The organism is Bifidobacterium pullorum DSM 20433, assembly GCF_000771405.1.
Lineage (GTDB): Bacteria > Actinomycetota > Actinomycetes > Actinomycetales > Bifidobacteriaceae > Bifidobacterium > Bifidobacterium pullorum.
On record NZ_JDUI01000012.1, the window covers coordinates 1 to 24,386 of the forward strand.

Consider the following 24,386-nt stretch of genomic DNA (forward strand, 5'->3'; position numbering starts at 1 on the left):
CTGCTCCGCACACGCGGAGATGATCCCAGGTGCGCCAGCGGCTTGAGATGGACGACCAGGTCTGCTCCGCACACGCGGAGATGATCCCACGTTGCCATCGATGCTGCCGTTCCAACCGTTGTCTGCTCCGCACACGCGGAGATGATCCCTCCAACGACGGACAGGTCCGCATCTCCCATGTGTCTGCTCCGCACACGCGGAGATGATCCCATGGATGAAACGATGTTCAGATGCGACATATGGTCTGCTCCACACACGCGGAGATGATCCTCGGATGTGGACAGCATCTGGCCGAGCGGCGGGGTCTGCTCCGCACACGCGGAGATGATCCGTGGCCGCGAATATTGAACGTCCCCCCAGATTCCGTCTGCTCCGCACACGCGGAGATGATCCTACTTCATCGACAACACGCGAGGCTACATTGGCGTCTGCTCCGCACACGCGGAGATGATCCCAACGTGACCGCCGGAAAGGTCGCGCACGCCCATAACGCGCTCACCCGGCTCAAACGTGTACGATGAACGTAACTGCAACGAATAATCAACCCGAACGCTAACGTCCAGAATCTCAGCGGCAGAAACCATGATTCACCTACTTTCCGCCCATTACAGTATTAGGTGAGTCCTCAAATTGATTCGGGACTTGGTCGCCGACCGCGGTATGGCTCTTTCGCCCTGTCATTTCCATGATCCGGGGGTGCTGCCGCCGCGGACGGGACGCTTGGTGACCGCTGATAGGGACATGGCCCGCCGCGCAGGTCCTGGGGCGCGGTGAGGCCTCCTCGTAATGTGGCTGCCGGGACCGGGCGTCATGATCGCACGTCGATCGCGGCGGCCCGGAGGCGAACGGACAAAGGAGACCGCCATGCAGGCCAATGACATCGGCGTCTGGCTCGGACTTGACGTCGGCAAGGAATCGCACCACGCGTGCGCCCTCGACCGGAATGGCGACAAAGTCCATGACAAACCTCTCGGACAGGACGAGACGGAGATCCGGGACCTGCTGTCCCGCCTCGCGGAACGCGGCCGTGTGCTGCTGGTCGTGGACCAGCCCAACACCATCGGCTCGCTGCCTTTGGCGGTGGCCCGCGACATGGGCGTGGCCGTGGCGTACCTGCCCGGAGGGGCGATGCGCAAGGCCGCCCAGCTTCTGCCGGGAGACGCAAAGACCGACGGGCGGGACGCGTACGTGATCGCGTTCACCGCCCTGCACATGCCGTCCACTCTCAGGGATTGCGGCAGCGACGACGAGACCCTCGCCGGGCTGAAAGTGCTCTCCGGCTACGACAAGGACCTCGCATGGGAGACCACGCGGCACGTCAACCGCCTGCGCAGCCTGCTGCCGCAGATCCACCCCGCGTTCGAACGCGCACTGAAATCGGACAGAATCACCAGCGGCACGGTCCTGGCGCCGCTCGAGCGCTACGGAGGCCCCGCGGGCATGCGCCGCACCGGCATCGCGCGCGTCTCCGAATGGGCCAGAAGCCGCAAACCGCGCAACTCCGCCGCCATCGTCGCCTCCCTGTTCGACGCGATCGGCAGGCAGACCGTCACCGTGGCCGGCACCGAAGCCGCCGAGACGGTGATCCCCGCGACCGCCCGCCAGCTCATGGAACTCAAACGACAGCGGCGCGAGGTGGCGGGGCGGGTCGAGCGCCTATTGGAGAACCACCCTCTTCTCACGGTCTTGACCAGCATGCCAGGAATCGCGGCCAAGACCGGAAGCCAGATTCTCCTGGCCATCGACGGCGACATCACCAGGTTCGAGAACTCGGCCCGCCTCGCCGCCTACGCCGGCATCGCGCCCGTCACCCGACGAAGCGGCACCAGCATCAGGGGCGAGCACCCCTCAAGAGGAGGCAACAAACGGCTGAAGAACGCCCTATGGCAGTCCGCGTTCATCGCCGCGTTCCACGACCCGGAAAGCAACGCCCACTACCGGCGCAAACGAGCCGAGGGGAAACGCCACAACGCCGCCATCATCTGCCTCGCCCGACGCCGTTGCGACGTCCTCTACAGCATGCTCAAAAACGGAACCCTCTACCAACCCAAGCAAACCGACCTGGCCAAGGCCGCCTGGCCGACATCACGCAGGACCAACACCGACGGCACCGGACACAGGGCGAAACGCGCCCGAAAACGCCACCAACAAACAACCCCAAACGGATTGACAAAACCATAGGGGCACCCCCAAGTAATAAACTATGGGGCTTGACAAAACGGACAATGATTAAGCAAAACCCCGGTAGTCTCACCTACCGGGGCATTCATTGAAAAGCCCGCCACAATGGGCGGGCCAGAAGAATTGACGAGACTTAAGCCGTGGCAAGCTCCATATCGGAACGCACTCGCTCCGGCGCGATATCAATATTCCCCGGCCACGTCGGCGCACCGAAAACCAGACGCACGGCATTGAACACACTCGTATCCTTCAACCGTTTGAACATGCCACGCTCCAAATACCGGGACATATCGAACACGCCCGACACGCCATCCGAACACTTGACCCTAAGCCGATACCCAGGCAAAGGCTCACACTCGGTGACCCGAATCAGATAATCAATCGCCATCTCAACCACCTCACTTCAACGGCTCAATAGGATAAGGCTGCTCACCTTCATGGGCAATCTCCCACGAGGCACGCAAATCATCCTCATGCATGGCTATCCAACCTTGCACCATATGACGCTGCTTACGCGGCAGATCGCCACTGATAAGCTCCCCGTCAAACGTAAAAGCAGCCTCGTTGCCCTGATAGGACACATGCACATGCGGCGGATTATGATCATCCGCATACATACGGACGATGATTCCGAAAAACATGCTGATTACCGGCATTCGCACACCTCCTTAAGGTTTCATGCCTCAAGCGTATCCCGTCCACCTTGGGTACGCTCCGAGTGGACACCACCGCCCATAAAGAGCGACGGCATCCCAACCACCATTAGCCCGATGGCCGGGGCAAGAACATATCTAGGGCACACACACGCCTAAACAGCGCTGTTTTCTTTCAGACTCGAAGAGTCCTCAGCGACAAGTTTTCGCAAGTCCTTGACCTTAAGAGCGTCGGCGATACGGATAGCAACGTTTAACGAAGCGTCTCCAATATCGCGGCCATCTGACCCCGTTTCAAACGCAACGATACGGGGCCGAGGCACGTTGGCCTTTGGCTAGTTGCTCTTGGGTCAGGCCCTGTGCTTTGCGCAATTCCCTAAGACTCATATTGGCACCTCACTATCGCTACCAGTGAGGCTAATTGTACATTTTTCGGCCTTTGTTCGCATGACCCATGTGGTGCGACCACACGGTTTTACAGGTATATGTCGGTGACCTGACGTCAACTAAACCGATATTACGTTCACCAGCGCAATTACAGTGGCAACACCTGCCATACAGGCATTCCCAGAGCCTGCTATGATAAGTCACATCAACGGGGATAAAGGGGTTCCATGGCCAGTACAGCGCAGTTGAACACACACGGTTCTGATACGCCAGATTTTGGCATCGGAATCCCGCACGGTCTATCTGAGCAAACACTGTCCGTATGGGCAAAGACCAACCTCGCCGACCCATCCGATCCGAGTTATCTCCAACTGTGGCAGCATCTCGAAGACACCGCCGCCACGGCGTCTCATGTCTGGGACGATTTTCTCCCGAATCACGTCAAGGAGCTCTTAGCTACAGATCTCGGTGGCATGAACGAGGCACGCGCAACGCTCCTGTTCCTGTGCGGCGTCCACGATGCGGGCAAGGCCTCGCCCGCATTCGAGATGATGAATCAACGCTGCGCCACGCGCACGCAACATACCGGCCTGACCATCGAGTACGACTTCTTCGGGGTCGAGAACAGATCACGAATCCGGCATGAACTCGTCGGCTATCGCGATCTGTGCGATTGGCTCACGGTTCGCGCCACAGCGCGCCCCGGAACCTCCGACCAAGGCAACGAACACAGCCCCACGAACACGTCGCGACAGGCACAGCCCACACTCCCGGCACTCGGATTGGCCAATGTCGTCGGAGGACACCACGGCACCTCAATCAACGACGACCAACGCCGGCTATTAAGAGGCAACGCCGGCGCCCGCCGGCTGGCCGGTCTGCCCCGCGACTCCGCCCCTTCCAATTGGCAACGGTGCAGGTTCGAACTATTCGATTGGATGGCCGCCGCCAACGGGCTCGACGCCATATCCCCGATATGGCCGCAACGCCCCGTCCCCAAGCGCTCACAGACCCTGCTGACCGCCGCCGTGATCATCTGCGACTGGATCGCCAGCAACACACGGTATTTCCCGCTGAACGCCTCCGAACAGGACGAGGCCGTGTTCAATGCCGCCGGCCGAGCTGCGCGAGCATGGAAGGAACTCGGTATACCCACGCCGTGGCGGGCACCGCACTCGACGAAAAGTGCGCCCGACACCACGTCCCCCGACGGCGTACGCACCGCGTACGACCGGTTGTTCGCCGAGCGTTTCCGGATTCCGGACGCGACGCTGCGCCCCGCGCAACGCGCCGCCGTGGAGGCGGCCGATACCATGGCGGAACCCGGTCTGATGATTCTTGAGGCGAATATGGGCGAAGGCAAGACCGAGGCCGCGTTGCTGGCCGCAGAGCGCCTTGCGGATCGGTTCCATCTCGGCGGCGTGTATTACGCGCTGCCTACCCAAGCCACGGTGAATGCGATGTTCACGCGTTTCACCAACTGGATAGAACAGCTGCCGGCCGGCAATCGCCCGGCATTCGCCTCGATCTTCCTCGCCCACGGCAAGCGTGACCTGAACGACGAGTTCGCCGCACTGCGCACGCGGCGGCATGGCGACGGGACCTCGGCGGAGACAGCGTTCAACGAATTCAACGACGATTACGAGCTGCGTTGGAGCATGGACCACGCCAACTCCGATGGCCACTCCAACGGCCGTTCCGACAGCCGGCAGCATGCGTTGTCCGCGGTGGTCAACCCCTGGCTCTCGGGGCGGAAGCGGGGCAATCTCTCCGATTTTGTCGTCGGCACCATCGATCAGGTGCTGATGGCTGCCCTGCGCAGCAAACATGTGGTGCTTCGTCATCTTGCGTTAGCGGGCAAGGTGGTCGTGCTCGACGAAGTGCATGCGAACACCGCGTACATGAACATGTTCATGGAGCGGGTGCTGTCATGGCTGGCCTATTATGAAACGCCCGTCATCATGCTCAGCGCCACGCTGCCGCAGCAGCGTCGCCTCGCGTACCTGCAGGCCTATGAGGCGGGCAGACGGGCGCTGAGGAGCGAACGCCGGTACGCCTTGGACTACACCTGCGGGCACGACCACAGCGAATCCGCCGACAACGTCGCGACGTCGTCTGACGCCGAACGGCAGCATGGCAGTCGCGCCCGTTGGCGCCAGCGTCGGGAACACGATGCCACAAACGCCGCCCAGACGCCCGCAACCACGCCGCCCCCGTCTCCCGACGTGCAATCGACCTATGATCTGCGGTATCCGTTGATTTCGCTGTCCGGAGATGATGCCCCGCGATATATCGCCCCGGAGTCATCCGGCAGATCCTCCCGCGTCACGGTCCGGTATTGCGACGACTCCGACGAATCGCTCACGTCTCTGTTGCGCACACAGCTCACCGACGGCGGCTGCGCAATCGTAATCCGAGACACAGTCGCCCGCGCACAGCACGCCTACCAGCTAATCCGACGCGAGCTGGCGGAGGATTTAGGGGCCGATGTCACGTTGGCGCATTCACGGTTCCTGGCGTTCGACCGCGCACGAATCGACCGCGATCTGGTTCACCGGTTCGGCCCCGATGGCGCGGACCGGCCGCATTGTGCGATCGTTGTGGCCACTCAAGTCGCGGAGCAGTCGTTGGATGTCGATTTCGATCTCATGGTGACGGATGTCGCCCCGGTCGACCTGATTCTGCAACGCGCGGGACGCCTGCATCGGCATCGCCGCGGCGCAGACGAACGTCCCGAGCGTCTGCGTGCCCCGCAACTGTTCGTCACCGGTATCGCGAAATGGAAGGATGATGCGGCCCCGGAGTTCAGCGCCAGTGTAGCCACCGTATACCATCGCCATCTGTTGCTGCGATCGCTGGCGGCACTGGGAATATCCCCAGACGCGAATCGTGTCGTTGATATTCCCACCGCCATTCCGGAGCTCGTGCAACGCACGTATGGTTCCGATCCGATCGGTCCGGAATCATGGCGAGACGCCATGAATGCCGCCGCCGAAGCTTGGGTCAATCAGCAAGACCGCAAGCAGGCCGACGCCATGTCCTTCCGTATCCTGGACCCGGGCTCGTCTCCTTGCGATCTTGATAATTGGCTCGACCGTGATCCGCTTGACGATCCAGACGGCCGCTCCGACAAGGCGAGACAGGCACGCGCCGCGGTCCGCGACAGCGATGAGAACGTCGAGGTCATCGTGCTGCAACAGACATCTGACGGGCTTCAGTTGCCGGCCTGGGGCGATTTCCATTCCGACGACCCGTTGCCCAATGGCATGGGAATGCCCTCCGGCGACCAGATCCGGGATATCCTGTCCTGCACCATCTCCCTCAGCCGATACAGTGCCGGCTGCTCGCTCGACGCCTTCATCCGCGGAGCCGAACTGCGCTGCACCGGGCCGGATGCCGTGTCCCGCCTGTGGATGGATTGGCAGCGGGTGCCGGAGCTCGCCGGACAGTTGCTGCTGCTGCTGGATGCAGATGGGTGCGTATCCGTCAACATCGAGGAATACCCGAATGACGATGCAGCCACCAGTACACGACGCAAGCCCATACGCAGAACCATCGCGTACCGCTATACCCCCGAGGTCGGCTGGCAGGCGATCCGCGATGAGTGATAACACTCCAAGGAAGGAGGCAGCGATGCCGCACACTCCATCATTTGACCTACGCACCGAACCATGGATTCCAGCGACGTTCATTTCCGACGGCAAGGAACACATGGTCTCCCTCTCCGATGCCCTAATCAATGCCCGCGATATCCGATCCATCGGCGGAGACATGCCCATACAGACCCCGGCGATGCTCCGACTACTACTGGCCGTGCTATACGGACTCTACCCCGGCGGACCGTCCTTCGACGAGTGGCGCGAACTTTGGGATAAGGGACCATTCAACGACGACATTGCCGATTATCTCGACCAATACGCCGACCGCTGGGATCTGTTCGACGAGCACACGCCGTTCTTCCAGGTCGCCGACTTGCGCACGGAGAAAGGCACCTATTCAGGTCTGGAGAAGCTCATCTTCGACGTGCCCAACGGTGCCCCGTTCTTCACCACACGTCTCGGCGAGGGGCTGCAGCGTCTCTCCTTTGCCGAGGCGGCACGTTGGCTGGTCACCGCCCAGGCTTTCGACCCGTCCGGAATCAAGTCCGGAGCCGTGGGGGACCCTCGCGTCAAGGGAGGCAAAGGCTACCCGATCGGCATCGCCTGGACAGGCAATCTGGGCGTGCTCATCTGCGAAGGGGCCAATCTGTGGCAGACACTGCTGCTGAACTTCGTCGGCAGCGCCTTGGCCCCGCACGGCGAACCACTGCCTTGGTCCGACGACATGCCGGCTTGGGAGCGCTCCCAGCCCACGGCATTGGCCACGCCCGGTCTCGATCAGGAACACCCCGGCGACGTTCGACGATTCCATGGCCCGGCCACGCTGATGACTTGGCCAAGCCGTCGTATCCGACTGATTCACGACGACCAATGGGTCACCGGCGTCATCATCGCCAACGGCGACCAACTCAAACCACAGATGGCTGACAGCTACGAGACGATGACGGCGTGGCGGGAAAGCGCTCCACAGGCGAAGGCGCTCGGGCGGCCGCAGGTGTACATGCCCCGCACCCATACGCCAAATCGCGCAATCTGGCGAGGCATCGCCACATTTCTGCCATCCGGAACCATATCCGGTGAGCAACCGGCCCAGTCCAAGCCCCCGCTGACGGTCGATTGGTTGAACAAGCTTGAGCTCCACGGACTGTTGCCTGACATCCAGGTCCGGATGCACGCCTATGGCGTGACCTACGGCAGCAACAACTCCGTCATTGACGAGGTCGTAGATGACGCCATGGATCTGCACCTACACGTACTCGCCTCGGACTCCGACGACCTGAAACAATGTTTCATCTCCGCGGCCGACTTGGCCGACCAAGGCGCCGGTATCTGCCGATCCTTGGCCTCCAACCTCGCATTGGCCGCCGGGATTCCGCCAGACGCGTGGCGGACGCAGGCCACCCAGCAAGCCTATGCAGCGTTCGACCGGCTGTACCGGAGTTGGACAGCAAACATCACATCGCCGAACCAGACCGATCAGGCCCGCGAACAATGGAGGAACATCGTCCGCAGCACACTCAATGATCTGGGCGACTCCTTGCTCGCACAGGCACCGTCGAGCGCATTCACCGGCAGATACGATGCCGCCGGCACCTTGCAATCGGCAGGCAAGGCCGACCTGTTCTTCCGCTCCGCAGTCAACAAACTGACCGCCACCCCATCAATCAGCAGCGAGCAGGACAACGCATAACCAGTCACGCCACCAATCGATCATGGAAAGGAGCTCGTATGGACAGCGCTACAGACACCCAGCAACCCACCATCAGATCCACCAGGGTGCACACCCCGCTTGGCCAATGGATCAACCAACAAATCAAAGCCCTTATGCATGGTGGCGTAGCCGGGAACGGCATGAAACTCACGGGTTATATGCACGACGATTCACGCGCCGTGGCTGTACTGGCCCGGCTTCGGCATGGTCTAGGCAAGCCCATCGGGGAGTTACCCCAGCTACTGGAGTGGACCATCGTAGGTCTGCTCGAACCGGAACAGCCCCGGCATGACAACGGTGAGCCCACCGTCGAGGAATGGGCGGCGTACACCACATTGACGCTGTACGCCCTCCACCAACGCTCACTGCACACCGACCCCATGCACAAGCCCGGAACCGGATTCGGCTCCGCCGTCGGCATGCTCGCCTCTGGTAACCCCAACGAGGCCGGCATCTATCGACGGCTCTCCTCCATGCTGACCGCCGACGACACCACAGAAATCGTCCACCATGCCAGAGGGCTCATTCAGCTGCTACACGCCAAACGCCTGCCATTCGACTACGCCTCGTTCGCCGAGGATCTCGTCGACCTGAACAACCCGTATCGCCGCGACCGCGTCCGCCTGCAATGGGGACGAGACTACTTCGGAGCACTGCGCAAACAGTCTTCCCCGAACACCGACGACTGATCCATCCCAACGGACCGTACATTATCCGCATCCACCCAATCACATCGGTCATATCAACCATAAGGAGTAACATCATGGCAACCAACCGCACCATCGCCGAAATCCACATCCTGCAGACCATGCCGCCCTCGAACCTCAACCGCGACGACACCGGCAGCCCGAAGAAGGCGGTCTACGGCGGCATCACCCGCGCCAGGGTCTCCAGCCAGGCGTGGAAGCGCCCGACCCGACTCAAGTTCCGCGAACTCGTCGATCCCAATCAACTGGGCATCCGCACCAAGCGGGTCGTCGAAGTACTAAATAAACACATTATTGACCGTATGCCGGACACGGATCCACAGCTCTCAGCCGAAGTCGCGAAATCCATTCTTCTTGTAGCACTGAAGGGCAAGAAGAGCAAGAAAAAGGACAGCGAGATTCTTGTCAAACCGCGTACATCCAAAGATAGTGGACAGAACGACGACCTTGAACAATCTACCTACCTGCTGTTCCTCGGCTCTCACCAGTATGATGAGCTCGCGGAAATCGCCGTGAATGCCATCGCATCAGGAGACCCGACCGCATTCATCAAATCCAGCGACGTGAAGAAACATATCAAAGCCATAGCACAGAACGACCGCGCCATCGACGTTGCCCTGTTCGGCCGTATGGTCGCCGACGATACGGACCTGAACGTGGACGCGGCCGCGCAGGTGGCCCACGCCATCAGCGTGCAGCGGGTCGATTTCGATTCGGACTATTTCACCGCCGTGGACGATGTCAAGCAGGACAGCGATGAGGAGGGCGATGCGGGCGCCGCCATGATTGGCGACGTCGAGTTCAACTCCGCCACGTTCTACCGGTATGCCAACGTGGATGTGGACAGGCTGCTGGATACGCTCGGTGACGCCAATGCCACCGTGCAGGCCGTCACCGCGTTCATCGACGCCTTCTCCACCACCGTGCCCAACGGTAAGATCAACTCGTTCGCGCACAACACCCTGCCAGATCTGGTGGTCGTCAACCTGCGCGATACGCAGGCCGTCAACTTGGCCGGCGCGTTCGAGCGTCCGATCGCCGGCGACATCGTCGCCAACGCCACCAAGGCGCTAGTCGAGCGCGAGCAGGAGATCGACGCCAGCTACGGCACGACGCCGGTGCACACATGGGTGGTCCGAGTCGGCAAGGATACCAAGGCCGCCGACCAGCTCGCGGCGCGGCAGCCGCTGCGCGACGTGCTGACGGAGCTCGGGGACGCGGTCGCCGCGCGCCTGGTCCGGGAGTAAGCCATGAGCGTCCTGCTGATACGACTCAAGGGACCAATGCAGTCGTGGGGGTCGCACAGTCGATTCTCCCTGCGGTCCACGGAGCCCTATCCAACCAAAAGCGGCGTCATCGGCATGATCGCTGCCGCACTTGGCATGGCTAGAACGGAACCGTTGGACCGGTTCGAGGGGCTGCGGTTCGGTGTGCGCGTCGACCAGCCCGGGGTGCTGCTCGACGACTTCCACACGGCGCATAACGACGCCGGGGAGTCGATGCCGCTCTCACACCGCCACTACCTGTCGGACGCCGTGTTCCTTGCGGCCCTGGAGGACCCGGACGGGGACACACGGCTGCGTGAATACGCGGACGCCCTGGCCGCCCCGCACTTCCCGCTGTTCCTGGGGCGCCGGTCATGCCCGCCCGATGGTCCGATCGCCACATGGATCGTGGACGGTAGCCTGGAGGATGCGCTCCGATCCGCCCCCTGGCAGGCGACCGAGTTCCACCAACGCCGTTGCCTGTGGAACGCCCGGCGCTTCCCGAATAGGCTGGAGGCGGAGATCTTCGTGGAATCCCCCGACGCCGCGACGAACGACCCGGACACGTTCATCCTGAACGATTCCCCACAGAGCTTCGACCCGCGTGGCAGACTCTGGACGGAACGCACGGTCGTGCGGCTGGGAGCGGTGCGCCCCCGCCCCACCGTCGAGGTGCCGACGTCTCCGGACGCCCCATCCCCCGGCAATCGCCGCCAGTATCGGGATACGGATTTCCCCGCCGACACCCACGACCCGATGACCGCCATTCTGTCGGCACCGGTCGAAGCCGATGCGACGTCCGACAAGGAGGCCGAAGCATGACCACGTTCACCCGCATACGCATCAACCCACGGCATCGTGCGGCCCGGCACGCGTTGGCGTCGAATGAGCGCATCCACGCCATCGTCCAGCGGGCGGCGGCCTCCGGATCCCCGGATGCGAATCAGCCGCGCACACTGTGGCGACTGGACCCCGGACACGCCACCCACGCCTTGTACATCGTCAGCGACGGCTACGTGAACGCGGCGGTGGTTCAGGAGCAGTTCGGCGCCAAGCTGTCGGACATCGCCACCTGCAGCTACGACCCGTTCCTCGGGCAACTCGCCACCGGACAACAATGGCGGTTCCGACTCAAGGCAAACCCGACCAAAAGTATCGGGTCGCGCCAGCCCGGCATCCGCGGCAAACGCATCCCGATCACCAAACAGGACGAGCAGATCGAGTGGCTGACCCGACAGGCGTCGCGCTGCGGGTTCCACATCCCCATCAACCGGCTTGACGTGCCCGAGGTCATCGTCAGGGATTCCGGCGCCGTCTCGTTCATGCGGCAGGACCGGCAGGTGACGCTGCACTCGGCCATCTTCGACGGGTTCCTCGCCATCGATGATCCGGCAGCGTTCCGGCAGGCGCTGGTCACAGGAATCGGCAGAGGCCGCGGGTACGGGTTCGGACTGCTCACCATCGTCCCCGTTCCCCGCCCGGCGTCGGACGACACAGCGACCGGAGCCTGAGATGGCGGACGTCCCGGGCATCAAACCACCGCCGCTGACATCGCTTGCGCGGGCGGAGGACCGTCTGTCGTTCCTGTATGTGGAACATTGCGTGGTCAACCGTGACAGCAACGCCGTGACGATCACCGACAAACGCGGGACCGTCCACGTGCCCGCCGCCACGCTCAGCGTGCTCATGCTCGGCCCCGGCAGTACCGTGACGCACGCCGCCATATCCCTGCTCGCCGAATCGCGGGCGACCTGCATCTGGGTCGGCGAGCAGGGCGTCAGATACTACTGTCACGGCGCATCGCTCTCCCGTTCCACACGGCTGCTCGAGGCACAAGCGAAGCTGGTGTCCTCCGAACGGTCTCGATTGAAGGTGGCTCGCCGCATGTACGAGATACGATTCCCGGACGAGGACACATCGCATCTCACCATGCAGCAGTTGCTCGGCAAAGAGGGAACACGTGTACGCCGAGCGTACGAGAAGGAATCCAAACGTACCGGAGTGCCTTGGCATGGGCGCTCTTACAAGGTGGAAGATTTCGAATCGTCCGACACAGTGAATAAGGCACTTTCCGCGGCGAACACTTCACTGTACGGCGTGGTGCATGCCATCATCGTGGCACTCGGTTGTTCGCCCGGACTCGGTTTCGTTCATGCACGCAATGAACGCAGCTTCGTCTACGACATCGCCGACCTGTACAAGGTCGAAATCACCATTCCGTTGGCCTTTAATCTTGCGGACGAAGATCCTCCGGACATCGGCGTCGCTGCACGTCGAGCGGTACGCGACCATATGCGTGATGGACGCTTCATGCAGCGATGCGTACACGATATCCGCTATCTGTTGACCGCAGACGGAGCGGCGGATACAGGGCCCCGTTCCCTGGCCCAGCACCCACCGCAGTCAGAAAAATCGGATGTGGCTTACTACTCCGACGTCACGGAGTTTCCTCCCGATATCGACGATTTTTCCTCTGAGGAGGACGAGGACTATAACGACGAACTCAACCTCTGGGCCGGGCGGCAAGGCATGGTGGAAGCGGGGAAGAATTACGCAAATGATTCTCCGCGCACCGCATATTCTCACGTCAATGAAAGTGCCGACGATGCTTCATCAAACATGACGCCGGATGCAGCTCGAGAGGACGCAAAGCCATTGCTATTCGACGACTTGGAGCCGCCATCATGGTAGTAGTGGTTCTGGCAGTGGTCCCCGAACGCCTTCGAGGACACCTAACCCGGTGGTTGATGGAAATATCACCCGGCGTATATGTGGGCAAAGTATCAGCACGAGTAAGAGAACTGTTGTGGGAGCAAATTCGCGAGAACTGTAAGCACGGACGAGCGATCATGGCGTATTCGACCGATAACGAGCAAGGGCTGGCCTTCAAGACGCATGGTCAGGAATGGGAACCGGTGGATTATGAAGGACTGACGCTGATTATGCGACCAAACACCTCACAAACGCAGCAGCGGAATGCGCAGCATTCCGAACACACTCGACGAACTGGATGGAGCAAAGCATCCAAAATGAGGCGATTCGGCCGATAGACACGTGCGACGACCGAGGACACGACGTCGTAACGTCCTGATTCTCCGACGCCCACCACATTTCCGCGTTCGACCGCAGTGACGGTCATCTCAAAACTCACAATCAGTCTCCACGACCCTACGCCCCGCGTCACCGATCCGCAATCGCAATTGTCGACTCGCCGCAGACGCACGGCATTTGGAACTGTCCCGATACTGTGTTATGGTTACTTCTTGTGCTTGAGATGCGTATGCATCGCAACGCCGTGGAGGATTCGCCTAGTGGTCTATGGCGCACGCTTGGAAAGCGTGTTGGTGTAACAGCCTCACGAGTTCGAATCTCGTATCCTCCGCCATTCAAAGGTCTTGGCCTTGCGGCCAAGACCTTTTTCACATCCGGACCACCCTATCCCATCCGCCAGGCCGATAACCCACGCATGCTCGCGCAATCTGGCCCGGCCCCAGCAATCGGAACGGACAGGCCGTCACCGTTCCGCTGCCGGCACCAGCGGCGAGGGCATGTCCACGATGTCGGGCACGACCTCTTCCAGCTGCGATTCCAGGTCCTTCAGAACCGCCTCGCCGTCCTTGTCCAACGTGATGTTCTCGCGTTCCAGCAGTTCCATCACCATCACGTTGTACCGCGACGGGTCGCATTGGAGCATCGCTATCGCACCGCGCCGCGCCAAGGTCTCGTCGGGCATCCGCGACAGCGTCACGGCGGCCAGACCGGCGCCGATCTCCAGCAACTCGTTGCGCCCGTCCTCGGCATCATCCCCGGTATCGCCCTCAGCATCCCCTTCGGCACCGCCACCGATATCGCCATCGATGACGTCCCCCTTGACACGATCGGCGCGGTCGACGCGATCGGCGCGATCGGCGCGATCGTCCCCGCCGATACCGACACCTTCGCCGCCGCCGTCCCCGACACCGACGGCTTCCGTGCACCCGCCTTCCTCGAACAAGCAGCCGTATTCCTTCCGCACACGGTCGTCCAGTTTCCGGTACAAGTCCCGCATCTGCAGATCGGCATAGAACTGCAGTACGCACGCCGGCAGCATCAGCACCCCGACCTCCTTGACGAACTCCACGAACTCACGCAACTGGGCCACGCCCTCGTCGAACCGGGCCCGGTCGCCCTGCTCGAACCCGATGCTCAAATCACCGCCGAACAACGGCCCCATCAGGGAATCCGCCAAGTCACGCAGATACACCGTGTTCCGCCACAACGGCACATCCGGATTGCCCCCGCCCCGCTCCACCGACTGCAGGATCTCGCTGCCGGAGCGGAACGCCGCACTGCCGCCTTCGCGCCACATCGCCTCATACGCCTCGATCAACCGCTCGGCGTCATACACATACCGGGCATCGACCTCGGCGAACCCCGGCACGCGCTCCCCGTCCAACGGCGTCGCCTCGCCGTCGGCGAGCGCCCGCGCGTACTCCAGGTCGCCCGCGGCACGCAACTGCCTGATATACGCCACCGGCCGGCGATACCCGGTGTCGGGCACGGCGCCCAACGCCATCACCGTGTCATCCTCACGCAGCAGGCACATGCCCAGACCGGGTTGGGTGAGCAACATGTCGGCGATCTCCAGCGAGCGCGGCTCCCGCTCGCCCCAGCGCAGCATGCTGTAGGCGGCGAGCCAGTGCATCTGGTTCATATGGTCGACCATCGACCGCATGCGCTGCCGCTTCGGCCCATACCGACGCTTGCCGTTGCGCGCGCATCGGCGGACCAGCTCCTTGCCGTCCACGGGCTGGATGCACATCGGCATCCGGTCCGACGGATCGCCCACGAATACGGCCTTGGTGGAATCGTTGATCAGGTCGTACAGCCATGCCGCCATGCCGTACTCGCGCACGATGGATGCCGACCCTTCCACGAACCGTCGGCATTCGTCGATGAGCCTGCCGATCAGCGAGGAGGCAGTCACGCACATCGTCATCGTCCACCCGCCGCAACCGAATACGGCGGAGGAAAGCTCGTAGAGCCTGTGGTCCACGGGGTCCCGCCCCTCGGGGTGGGCGCAGGCCTCGCGCATCGCCTCGGGCGAGGTCAGTTCACCGAACCGCCGTTCCAGCCGGTTCACCGTCTGCAGGAAACCCACCGTATCCATATTCAACGTCGTCATCGTCATCCCCTTCGTCACGCCGCGCATCCCCGGACGGTCCGGTTCGCCGGCGCGTACAGGACACTGTGGCACACCCGCGCCATGTCCGCCACCACCCACACGCAATTGTGGATATGCGGACCGACGCTTGCGCACATGTGGACAAACGCCCCCGCATCCACCGTTTCCACCGCCCCGCCTCCCAACCCCTTCCAGCCCACTCCCAGACTTCCCCAAGCGGTATAACAGAAATGCGCAAGATAACATACACGTAGCCTGACCATAGTGGTGGCTACGGGGTGCCGACGCCCAACCGGCGCGACGGCCCCCGTCCACCCAGCTTCGCGACGGAACCGTAACCGCCGCGCCGCGAGAGAACTAGAGAACTGGAGACTCACCGCATGTTCGTTCTCAAGAACGCATGGTACGCGGTCACGCGCCGACCCTGGCGCTCGCTGCTGACCTTCCTGATTGTGCTGCTCGTTGCTTTCGGCTCGATGTTCGGCCTGGCGGTGGCCACGGAGCATGATGAGGCGAACGGCGCCACCTATGACGCGCAGCAGGCGACCGCCACGATTCGCCTGACCGACCAGGGCTTCGCCGACCGCGATGGCGCGGATCCCGACTGGCCCGCCGACAATCTGCTCACCTGGGACGACTACACCGGCTATGCCACGTCCGCGCAGCTCGCGGGATTGCAGTTCAGCTATACGGTCACCGAGTCGGTGCCGGTCCGTCAGAGCGATTCGCTGAAGCCGGTCGGCTCGGCCGCGCAGTCCGACGACGCGCCTTCCTCCGACGACACCGGCGGCGAGTTCACGCTGCGCGGCTTCTACACGCTGGACGCCGCCCGTTCCAACGACCTGGGCCGCTACAAGGTGGTGGAAGGCAAGCATCTGAGCTATGGCGGTTCGGCGCCCAAGGGAGCGCTGATCTCGCGCGAGGTGGCCGATGCGAACGGTTTGGAGGTCGGCGACTCGTTCACCGTCGGAGATCCGACCGACGCGGACACCACTTTCGAGATGACGGTCCGCGGCATCTACGAGTACGTGGATGATGACGCCCCCGCCGGCCGTGGCGACGACGCCACGCTGAGCAAGGACGACCGCCGCAACGCGATCTACGTGAGCGCCTATACGTTCATCGTCACCAACGGGCTGGATTCCGAGGATGCCAAGGGATGGGCCCAGCCGGACATCGACATCATGTTCATGATGAGCAGCCCGGACGATTATCAGAAGTTCGTCAAGGCCGTGGAGGGCTCCGATACGGAGATGAAGGACGGCTATGCGATCTCCTCGCCGTCGCTGGATGCGTATCGCAAATCCATCGCCCCGCTGAATGCGCTGTTCGACGCGACGCATACGGCCATGCCCGTCATGTGGATCGTCGGCGGACTGTTGCTGCTGGCATTGACGATCGTCAACGTGGCGCGCCGCCGCGGCGAGATCGGCTACGCGCTGACGGTGGGCGTGTCCAAGGGACGTCTGGGCTGGCAATTCATGCTGGAGGTACTGATGGTGGCGTTGCCGGCGTTCGCGATCGGCGCGCTGGCCGGAGGCTTCGCCGCCGGTCCGCTGGGTGCCGCGCTGACCGACGGCCACACCACCGCGATGACGGCCGACGTGGCCTGGCATGTGATCGGTGCGGGGCTGGGCTGCTGTCTGGTGCTGGCGATGGTGGCGCTGGTGCGCGTCATCGTGTTCCGGCGTAAGTCGCTGTTTGATTCCCGTTCGGAGGTGACGGCATGACCGACAAGGAAATGAAGGATATGGACGAAACCAACGAGATCGACAAGACCGCCATGGACGAAACCGACGCCAACGAGATCACCGAAGCCGTCGAGAACGGAACCGATACGGATGCGGCCGCCGCCGAAGACCCTGCGACAACCGGTGCCGAGGCTGCGGCCAGCGACGATACCGACGCCACGGACGACCTGCTCGACGTCGTCGAGGATGATCTGCAGTTTGACGTGGACTTCGACGACGAAACCGACGAAACCGACGACGAAACCGAAGCCATTAACGAGGCGGCTCCCGTCGACGAGGCGGTTCCCGTCGATGGCGGCGCCGACGTCGCGGCGGCGAACGCCGATCGCGTTAATGCCACACTGGACCTCGCCATGCCGCACGACGCCGACGATGACGCATCGCCGCTGGAATCCCAGACGCCGCGCTCCGCGACCTCCGTCACGGCCGTCTCCTCCCATATCGACCGCGAGGTCGGGGTCGGCGACGAGGATCTGAAACTGCTGCGTTCCTATCCGACGCTTTCACTGCACAACGTGACCTACCGCGACCGCAAAACCGGCCGCGCCGCCATCGAAAACCTGACCTGCGCGTTCGAGACGGGCACACTCGCCGCCATCCTCGTCCCCGACGGGGATACGATGGCGCAGTCCGCGCTGGTCGGCCTTTTGTCGGGACTGACACGCCCGGAGTCCGGTCAGATCATGAACCGCAGCGCGGCATACGACGAGATCGAACCGCTCGAACTGCGCGGCCACCGCGTCGGTCTGGCCACGCAGCGGTTCGCGGTGCGCGACGACCTGTCCCCCGTGCAGAACCTCGTATATGCCATGGATGCTTCCAACCGCAACTTCCTCAAGCCCAAGCCGGTGCTGGCCCGCGAACAGCTGCTGGCCGCGGGATTGGGCGAGGAGCTGCTGGACGCCCGCGTTGGCACCCTGGACGAGGTCGACCGCCGCCGCGTCGCCATCGCACGCGCACTGTGCTGCGAGGCCGAAATCGTGGTGATCGACGAACCGGTGGAAGGCCTTGAAGACGACGAGCGCGACGCGATCATCGGCCTGCTGCGCGCCATCGCGCACGGCGACCCGAAGCGTTGCGTGGTCGTCGTCACACAGGATGCCGCCGCCGCGGAATCGGTGGATCAGAGCGTTACGCTCTGACGTCGGCTTCCGCCATCACGCTCCACTGCCGGAAGCCGTGCGGTGTTCTCGGCGAGAACAGCCCTGTCGTCACACTCCGTTACCGGATATTGGTTTCCTGACGATGTTGCGTTTGAGGCCGGTGACAGGTGGAGTACCAATGGCTCCGTCCAGACTCCGTTTGTCACCGGCCTCAGACGCGGTACCTGTCCTTCCACACACAATACGGCGCATGGGAGCCGAGTCGAACGAATCAGATCATCCGCATGTGCCAATGTTCGGCGAGCGCCGGCACGTCCGGCACACCGTATTCGCGCACCAGCTCGAGCCAGCGCCGTTTGTTATCCTCTCCGAAACGGGCGGCGCGCGCGGTGTAGGCGTCAACGGAGACGAACTTGGGCGGCACGGATTTGCTGTGATACTTGTCCGCCACCATCACCGATTCCTGTTCCAGATTGAGCGGCACGTAGTCGTCGGGCGGCAGCGGCAGACCCTGGGCAATGACGCTGTCGCGTGTCAGCCCCACGCCGGTGTGGTTGCGGGCGAACTGGGCGATCGACTCGTCCACACCCTCGCCAACCAGGTACTCGTAGCCGAGCAGCCCGTGCAGAATGTAGCGTTTCTTGCTGAATTCCAACGGTCCGCCGTCGCTGCCGTTGTGTTTCTTCTTCAATACGTAGTAGGTGCCGATGTCGTGCAGCAGGCCGCCGATCACCACCAGGCGCTCGTCGATGAGCCGTGGCGGCACCGTACCGCCGGTCACGCCGTCGGTAGGGGCTGCCACAGACGCCCCCCTGTCGTCCTTGTTGTCCCCGTCGTCCGAATCGGAGGATTCCGTCATACGGCCTTGGAGCGCAGCCGAGACGCAGTCCGGGAAATCCCGGTAGAGTCCGGTCCACTCCGGTGCGTCGGCGGGCAGCGTGCAACGGCGCATGAACAGGGCGTTGCGGCGGCGGGCCAGCCGGCGGGCGATATCAGCGACGATGACGCAGTGCGTGTGGATCAGGTCGTAGGCCGCCTGCGAGGGGGCGATCTTGCGGTGGAGTTCGTCGATCTGTTCCATAGTGGGGATGTAACCGCTCATAGCTTCATGCTACGCCCGTTCAACCCACCAATCACGGAAACGGCCCCGCGCCACGGACCTGCTGTGTGATTGCGGAATCCACGGCGCGAAATCCACCGCGTATGCGATTCACGTCCCGTCCGCCCGCAATCCGTGCCGGCTACCGTTCTTCGGCACGTCGGGGATACCGAACAGGCTGCAAGGGCTTACCCTAGTAAGTATGGAAATTCATGTTTTGGATCATCCGCTGGTGGAGCACAAGCTCACCGTCCTGCGAGACAAGAACACCTCGTCCGCCACGTTCCGCGAACTCGTCTCCGAGCTGGTCATGCTCGAGACCTATGAGGCGACCCGCGACATCGACGTTGTGGACGCCCCGATCGAAACCCCGATCTGCCCGATGGTCGGCAGGAAGCTCTCCGACCATCCGCGCCCGATCATCGTGCCGGTGCTGCGCGCCGGTCTGGGCATGCTGGACGGTATGACCCGCATGCTGCCGACCGCTGAGGTCGGCTTCCTCGGCATGAAGCGCGACGAAGAGCATCCCACGCAGCAGATCACCTATGCGAACCGTCTGCCGGAGGATCTGACCGGACGTCAGTGCTTCCTGATCGACCCGATGCTCGCCACCGGCGGCACGTTGGTGGCCGCCACGCATTATCTGGCCGAGCGCGGCGCCAAGGACGTGACCGCGGTGTGCATCATCGCCGCTCCGGAGGGCATCGAGTTCGTCAAGCAGCACATCGACCCGGCCATCGACTTCAAGGTGGTCGTGTGCGCGGTTGATGAGGGCCTCAACGACAAGGCCTACATCGTCCCCGGTCTGGGCGACGCCGGCGACCGCCTCTACGGCGTGATCGACTGAGCCCTGGCTCCCGCTCCGTATACACAGAACATCCCGGCCCACCGATCTTCCGGTGGGCCGGGATGTTCTGCTATGCGCCCGCAACACGCCCGGCCCATTCCGGACTCTGATGCATCGTGACCGTGATCCAATCCAAGAAACGGCGGAATACCGCCATTCCCGGCAATAGATCAGGGTCACGATGCATCACGGTCACAATGTGTCAGAGTCCGGAATGGGCGGGGCGGGAACAGCGCCGGAGAAGGGGCCGGGCTCCGGAGTGGCCGGAGCCCTTGACCCGGAAGCGGGAAGGAAGCCCATACGCAGACTTCGCGGAAGCCTAACGTCTTCCCTGCAATGACCGGTCACGACGACGCAGCGCGATGGCGGCCGCACCGATCAAGGAGACCAACACCGCAGTCCCCATGCCGATGATGGCGCTACCCGTCGCCGGCATCTGTTCCTGTCCGGAAGTGTTGCCTTCTCCGGAATTTTCGGGATCTTGACCGGATTCGCTTCCCGGTTCCGGTTCAGGATCAGAATCCGGCTCCGGCTCGGGATCCGGTTCCGGTTCAGGCTCGGGATCAGGTTCAGGATCTGGAGCCGGATCGGGTTCAGGCTCAGGTTCGGGCTCCGGTTCAGGCTCGGGCTCTGGTTCAGGTTCCGGTTCCGGCTCCGGTTCGGGATCGGGCTCGGGGGCGACCGCATGGACCTGCCATTCGGCCACGGCCGTGCTGCCGGCCTGCGGCTGATCGCCGAACGACTGCATCACCAGCCGCAATCGGCTGGTGGTTACCGGTTCCGGCCACAATGCCTCGCTCCACCCATCGTTGGAAACCGCCCAATGTCCGGGCGCATTACGCTCGATCGTGTAGGTGGCATCGGGGATATCCGCCCAGCCGCCGGTACCGTCCTGCGCCGCGGCATCCCAATACTGCAGCTTCCACGAGCGCGGTATCTGCAGCCCAGCGCCGACATTCGGATCGGTCTGATCCGACGTGAACTGCACACGGCTGGAATCAATGACGACCTCACGGTCCCAAGAGTATTCCAGCGCCATTTCACCGACATTCGGCCAAGTGCCCCAGATGCACTCGTTCTCCACGGTGCATCCGCCGGGGATGGTCACCCCGTCGTTCAGCGCGGCCGCGCCCTTGGTCCATCCGGATTCGGCACCGCTCGGATCGTTGACCGCGGCGTCGCCTTCGATATACCCGGTCAGCGGCACCGACACGTCAGAGGGGATGTCCGCCGACGCCGGCACCGACACATTGCCGGCCACATCAACGGCCCGGAAGGTCACGGTCTCACGCGCGGACGAGGACGCGGTGATGACGTCGCCCTCGGCGTATTCCGCCCACTCACCATCTCCAATACGGTATTCGATGCCGGCCACTCCGGAACCGTCCCCATCGGAAGCCGACAGCGTCATCGTGCGCGCGCCCGCATCCACGTTCGCACTGACCGTCGGTGCCATGGTGTCCACCCATACCTCGGCGCTTTCCGGTACCGACACCCGTCCATCGGCGTTGGTGGCCTTGGCGTGCACCCTGACCAACCCCTGCCCGTCCACGGGCACGGCGGCCAGGTTGGCGTCAACCGCCACGGTCTGCCAGGATCCGGCACCGACTTTGAGTTCCAGTTTCGCGTTGACGCCGCCGCTGGGATCACTGCCCGAGACAATGGCGACCGGGCTGGTCACCAGCCACCCCTCATTGCCTCTGACGCCGGCGAGCGCCACGCGTACACTTGGCCGTTGTGTTTCGCCGGACGGCTGGTAGCCGTCCACCACGTCGACGGCGATCGTCACGTTACCGTCGAGGCCGCCGTTGGAGTCGGATGTCTCGGCCACACCGGCGACGACGCCCTGCACGGTGAAGGAACCGACCTGGGCGTATGCCGCGGGATCCACCGGCCGCCAGATCACGGGGACATTGACGCTTTCCGCGCCATAGGCCACCGATACGGTGGTCGGCAATGTGGGCGCGGTGCCGGTGGCCGTGGTCACGGGCTGCGGTGCGGTGATGTCCGGGGCGTCGTCGACGGCGTGCACCTGCCATTCGGCCACGCCCAGGGAGGCGTAGCCGCCGTCGACGGACTGGGCCGCCATGTCGAGTTCCAGCGCGACCGCGGTCACCGGGGAGAAGGTCACGACATTGGGGTTGTCAACACCTGTGGCCGTCGGGTAGCCGCTGGCGTCGGGCACGTCATGCCATTGCCCCGCCTCGTCGAGGTATCGCAGCTTCCAGGATGCCGGGGCGCGCAGCGCGTTGGAATCCGTGTCGAACCAGACGGTGGCGGAGTCGATGCGAACGGCGCCGTCCCATTGGTAGATGAGTGCGTCCGTGGCCCGTTCCTGTGGCATGCTGCGATAGTTCGTCCAATGGTTGGGCGGCACGACCGCTGTCTGGAGCACGCGGCCGTCATTGACGGCACCCTTCCAGGACGCGGTTTCCGTATAGGTGGCGGAAACGGACGCGTAGGGTGCCACATTGGAGGAGGGCGTGATGCGTTCCGCCTTGGTCGGGTGCGCCACGGCGCTCATCGTCCCACCGGACCATGTGACCTCGTCGATGCATACGGCGCGACGGAAATCGGTGCCGCCGGTCTTGTCGCCGGTGTGGTAGGTCACCCACCAGGTGTCTCCGAACGGCAGTACGGAGGGGTGCATGGTGGTGGATGAGCCCGATTCCAGGAGGACGCCGCGGTAGGTCCACGGCCCGAGCGGGCTGGACGAGGTCGAGTACTGCACGCACGCCTGGTAGTTGGATTCCACGCAGGACGCGATGCCGGAGCCGGGCTTGCCGCCGTCATACACGTTGTAGTAGACGCCGTCCTTTTCGAACACCCATGCCGCCTCGAAGAACCCCTTGGGGCCATTCGCGTAGGCGCCGCCGTTGGCCGAGGTGTCGAGTCCGGCGTTCACGCCGGCCGCGTAGGCGCTGCCCAATGTGTCCTGTTCCGGGTCGTAATCGGGGATGCCAGCCAACGCGTCGGCGTCGCGCATGGTGAAGATCTTCGGTTCGCCGTCCGCGGTGCCGTCCGTGGTTTCCAGCTGCGTGTAGGAGGTGCGGCCCGTCTCGGAATCGGTGGCCATGCGTACGGCGAGCTGGCTGTTGAACGTGCCGAAGTACAGATATCCGGTTCCGTCATCGTCCGTGAAGAACGCCGGATCGATGGTCTCGATGCCGGTTTGCGTGGTGGTCAGCAGCGGTTCGCCGATGGCGTCCTCCCATGGGCCGAGCGGGCTGCGGGATCGCGCCACGCCGATGGAGAACGGGTCGGCACCGGCCGGCGCGTTGCGGTCCTTGACCGGGATGTAGTAGTAGAACCAATCGTCGGAGGGGTCGTTTTCGGTGCCGCCGTCGTCGACCACCACATGACCGGCGTAGGCACCGTCGCCGGTAGCCCAGTCGAACAAGTCGGCCTGCAGGATGTTCTTGTAATGGGTCCAGCGGCCGCTGGTCGGGTCGTCGGTCACGTAGACGCCCCAATCGTGCATGTCGAAGCTGCCGTAGGTGGGGGCGGCCTCGTCGTGACCGGTGAAAACGAAGAGTTTGCCATCGTAGGACAGTGCCGCCGCATCGGCGGAATAGTAGTTGGCATCCAGATCGTCGGGGGTGTCGACGCCTTCGTCCTGCCCGATCGGGTTGCGCAGGGCCGCCGGTTTGGCGCTGTTGTCGATCTGCGCAACCTCTACGGTGGGGTTGGCATACGGCAGCGCGTCGTATGCGTATCCGGCGACGCTCGGCGCCTGTTCGGCTGGTGTCGACGCCATCGCCGGCACCGGCATCAGCGCGCCGACCATCAGCAGCGTCGCGATTGCGGCCGGCGCACGCAGGGATATGCTCATCGCTGAGTTCCTTCTCATGTCTTGGAGTCCGTATGGAAAAGGCCGGAACCGCGCCGCACATGGCGGCGGTTCCGGCCTGGTCAGGTC

General features: G+C 63.2%; 16 protein-coding genes, 1 tRNA gene, 1 pseudogene and 1 CRISPR repeat array. Of the genes and pseudogenes, 13 read left to right on the plus strand and 5 right to left on the minus strand.

Annotated elements, in window-relative coordinates; translation table 11 throughout:
• The first annotated feature begins 59 nt into the window (after positions 1-59).
• A CRISPR array of direct repeats spans positions 60-454; the repeat unit is 28 nt; unit sequence GTCTGCTCCGCACACGCGGAGATGATCC.
• Between the two features lie 410 nt (positions 455-864).
• Positions 865-2,052: pseudogene (locus OU11_RS06935) on the plus strand (IS110 family RNA-guided transposase); the annotation flags it as partial.
• A gap of 262 nt (positions 2,053-2,314) precedes the next feature.
• Here the strand turns inward: OU11_RS06935 and OU11_RS06940 are convergent.
• The gene (locus OU11_RS06940) at positions 2,315-2,569 is read right to left on the minus strand and encodes a DUF2442 domain-containing protein (RefSeq protein WP_033515703.1); all 255 of its coding nucleotides are present in this window, start codon (positions 2,567-2,569) and stop codon (positions 2,315-2,317) included.
• 10 nt (positions 2,570-2,579) lie between these two features.
• A complete protein-coding gene (locus OU11_RS06945) occupies positions 2,580-2,837 on the minus strand; it encodes a DUF4160 domain-containing protein (protein ID WP_033515608.1) in 258 nt (85 codons plus the stop codon).
• A 611-nt stretch (positions 2,838-3,448) separates the two neighbouring features.
• Here OU11_RS06945 and OU11_RS08680 point away from each other — a divergent pair.
• From OU11_RS08680 to OU11_RS06990, 9 genes are all read left to right on the plus strand, one after another.
• On the plus strand, positions 3,449-6,829 hold the full coding sequence (locus OU11_RS08680) for a CRISPR-associated endonuclease Cas3'' (RefSeq protein ID WP_081963511.1): 3,381 nt from the start codon (positions 3,449-3,451) through the stop codon (positions 6,827-6,829).
• Positions 6,822-8,510 carry a type I-E CRISPR-associated protein Cse1/CasA gene (casA, locus tag OU11_RS06960; RefSeq protein ID WP_161782768.1) on the plus strand — a complete coding sequence of 563 codons (1,689 nt, stop codon included), beginning with the start codon at positions 6,822-6,824 and terminating at the stop codon, positions 8,508-8,510. Before OU11_RS08680 ends, casA begins: the two co-directional genes overlap by 8 nt.
• Positions 8,511-8,548: 38 nt before the next feature.
• Entirely contained in the window at positions 8,549-9,220 is a 672-nt protein-coding gene (gene casB, locus OU11_RS06965) for a type I-E CRISPR-associated protein Cse2/CasB (protein ID WP_052122762.1), read from the plus strand.
• A 74-nt stretch (positions 9,221-9,294) separates the two neighbouring features.
• Positions 9,295-10,485 (plus strand): type I-E CRISPR-associated protein Cas7/Cse4/CasC, encoded by a 1,191-nt coding sequence (cas7e, locus tag OU11_RS08685; protein WP_052122763.1) that lies wholly within the window; start codon positions 9,295-9,297, stop codon positions 10,483-10,485.
• A 3-nt stretch (positions 10,486-10,488) separates the two neighbouring features.
• Positions 10,489-11,325: a type I-E CRISPR-associated protein Cas5/CasD gene (gene cas5e, locus OU11_RS06975; RefSeq protein ID WP_081963512.1), complete on the plus strand. Its 837-nt coding sequence runs from the start codon at positions 10,489-10,491 to the stop codon at positions 11,323-11,325.
• Complete coding sequence (gene cas6e / locus OU11_RS06980; RefSeq protein WP_033515611.1) at positions 11,322-12,014, plus strand: type I-E CRISPR-associated protein Cas6/Cse3/CasE; 693 nt, start codon at positions 11,322-11,324, stop codon at positions 12,012-12,014. The genes cas5e and cas6e overlap by 4 nt, the downstream gene beginning before the upstream one ends.
• A 1-nt stretch (position 12,015) precedes the next feature.
• On the plus strand, positions 12,016-13,194 hold the full coding sequence (gene cas1e / locus OU11_RS06985; RefSeq protein ID WP_081963513.1) for a type I-E CRISPR-associated endonuclease Cas1e: 1,179 nt from the start codon (positions 12,016-12,018) through the stop codon (positions 13,192-13,194).
• Complete coding sequence (gene cas2e, locus OU11_RS09030) at positions 13,188-13,553, plus strand: type I-E CRISPR-associated endoribonuclease Cas2e (RefSeq protein WP_081963514.1); 366 nt, start codon at positions 13,188-13,190, stop codon at positions 13,551-13,553. The genes cas1e and cas2e overlap by 7 nt, the downstream gene beginning before the upstream one ends.
• Before the next feature lie 247 nt (positions 13,554-13,800).
• Positions 13,801-13,888: transfer RNA gene (locus OU11_RS06990), tRNA-Ser, on the plus strand.
• 129 nt (positions 13,889-14,017) lie between these two features.
• Here the strand turns inward: OU11_RS06990 and OU11_RS06995 are convergent.
• Positions 14,018-15,667 carry a hypothetical protein gene (locus tag OU11_RS06995; RefSeq protein WP_033515612.1) on the minus strand — a complete coding sequence of 550 codons (1,650 nt, stop codon included), beginning with the start codon at positions 15,665-15,667 and terminating at the stop codon, positions 14,018-14,020.
• Between the two features lie 380 nt (positions 15,668-16,047).
• Here OU11_RS06995 and OU11_RS07000 point away from each other — a divergent pair, with 380 nt between their 5' ends.
• A complete protein-coding gene (locus OU11_RS07000; RefSeq protein ID WP_033515614.1) occupies positions 16,048-17,397 on the plus strand; it encodes an FtsX-like permease family protein in 1,350 nt (449 codons plus the stop codon).
• Positions 17,394-18,560: an ATP-binding cassette domain-containing protein gene (locus OU11_RS07005; protein ID WP_052122766.1), complete on the plus strand. Its 1,167-nt coding sequence runs from the start codon at positions 17,394-17,396 to the stop codon at positions 18,558-18,560. Before OU11_RS07000 ends, OU11_RS07005 begins: the two co-directional genes overlap by 4 nt.
• A gap of 232 nt (positions 18,561-18,792) precedes the next feature.
• On the opposite strand, the gene OU11_RS07010 is transcribed toward OU11_RS07005, so the two are convergent.
• Positions 18,793-19,623, minus strand: a complete 831-nt coding sequence (locus tag OU11_RS07010; protein ID WP_033515616.1) for an HD domain-containing protein — start codon at positions 19,621-19,623, stop codon at positions 18,793-18,795.
• 199 nt (positions 19,624-19,822) lie between these two features.
• On the opposite strand from OU11_RS07010, the gene upp reads away from it, so the two are divergent.
• Positions 19,823-20,467 (plus strand): uracil phosphoribosyltransferase, encoded by a 645-nt coding sequence (upp, locus tag OU11_RS07015; protein ID WP_033515618.1) that lies wholly within the window; start codon positions 19,823-19,825, stop codon positions 20,465-20,467.
• Positions 20,468-20,786: 319 nt separating this feature from the next.
• Here the strand turns inward: upp and OU11_RS08690 are convergent, their stop codons facing one another.
• Positions 20,787-24,299, minus strand: a complete 3,513-nt coding sequence (locus OU11_RS08690) for a family 43 glycosylhydrolase (RefSeq protein WP_081963515.1) — start codon at positions 24,297-24,299, stop codon at positions 20,787-20,789.
• Positions 24,300-24,386: the final 87 nt, after the last annotated feature.

Bases quoted from the DNA above. Each gene is read 5' to 3' on its own strand.
- OU11_RS06940 (WP_033515703.1), bottom strand. From the start codon at position 2,569: ATGGCGATTGATTATCTGATTCGGGTCACCGAGTGTGAGCCTTTGCCT.
- OU11_RS06945 (WP_033515608.1), bottom strand. From the start codon at position 2,837: ATGCCGGTAATCAGCATGTTTTTCGGAATCATCGTCCGTATGTATGCG.
- OU11_RS08680 (WP_081963511.1), top strand. From the start codon at position 3,449: ATGGCCAGTACAGCGCAGTTGAACACACACGGTTCTGATACGCCAGAT.
- casA (WP_161782768.1), top strand. From the start codon at position 6,822: ATGAGTGATAACACTCCAAGGAAGGAGGCAGCGATGCCGCACACTCCA.
- casB (WP_052122762.1), top strand. From the start codon at position 8,549: ATGGACAGCGCTACAGACACCCAGCAACCCACCATCAGATCCACCAGG.
- cas7e (WP_052122763.1), top strand. From the start codon at position 9,295: ATGGCAACCAACCGCACCATCGCCGAAATCCACATCCTGCAGACCATG.
- cas5e (WP_081963512.1), top strand. From the start codon at position 10,489: ATGAGCGTCCTGCTGATACGACTCAAGGGACCAATGCAGTCGTGGGGG.
- cas6e (WP_033515611.1), top strand. From the start codon at position 11,322: ATGACCACGTTCACCCGCATACGCATCAACCCACGGCATCGTGCGGCC.
- cas1e (WP_081963513.1), top strand. From the start codon at position 12,016: ATGGCGGACGTCCCGGGCATCAAACCACCGCCGCTGACATCGCTTGCG.
- cas2e (WP_081963514.1), top strand. From the start codon at position 13,188: ATGGTAGTAGTGGTTCTGGCAGTGGTCCCCGAACGCCTTCGAGGACAC.
- OU11_RS06995 (WP_033515612.1), bottom strand. From the start codon at position 15,667: ATGACGACGTTGAATATGGATACGGTGGGTTTCCTGCAGACGGTGAAC.
- OU11_RS07000 (WP_033515614.1), top strand. From the start codon at position 16,048: ATGTTCGTTCTCAAGAACGCATGGTACGCGGTCACGCGCCGACCCTGG.
- OU11_RS07005 (WP_052122766.1), top strand. From the start codon at position 17,394: ATGACCGACAAGGAAATGAAGGATATGGACGAAACCAACGAGATCGAC.
- OU11_RS07010 (WP_033515616.1), bottom strand. From the start codon at position 19,623: ATGAGCGGTTACATCCCCACTATGGAACAGATCGACGAACTCCACCGC.
- upp (WP_033515618.1), top strand. From the start codon at position 19,823: ATGGAAATTCATGTTTTGGATCATCCGCTGGTGGAGCACAAGCTCACC.
- OU11_RS08690 (WP_081963515.1), bottom strand. From the start codon at position 24,299: ATGAGCATATCCCTGCGTGCGCCGGCCGCAATCGCGACGCTGCTGATG.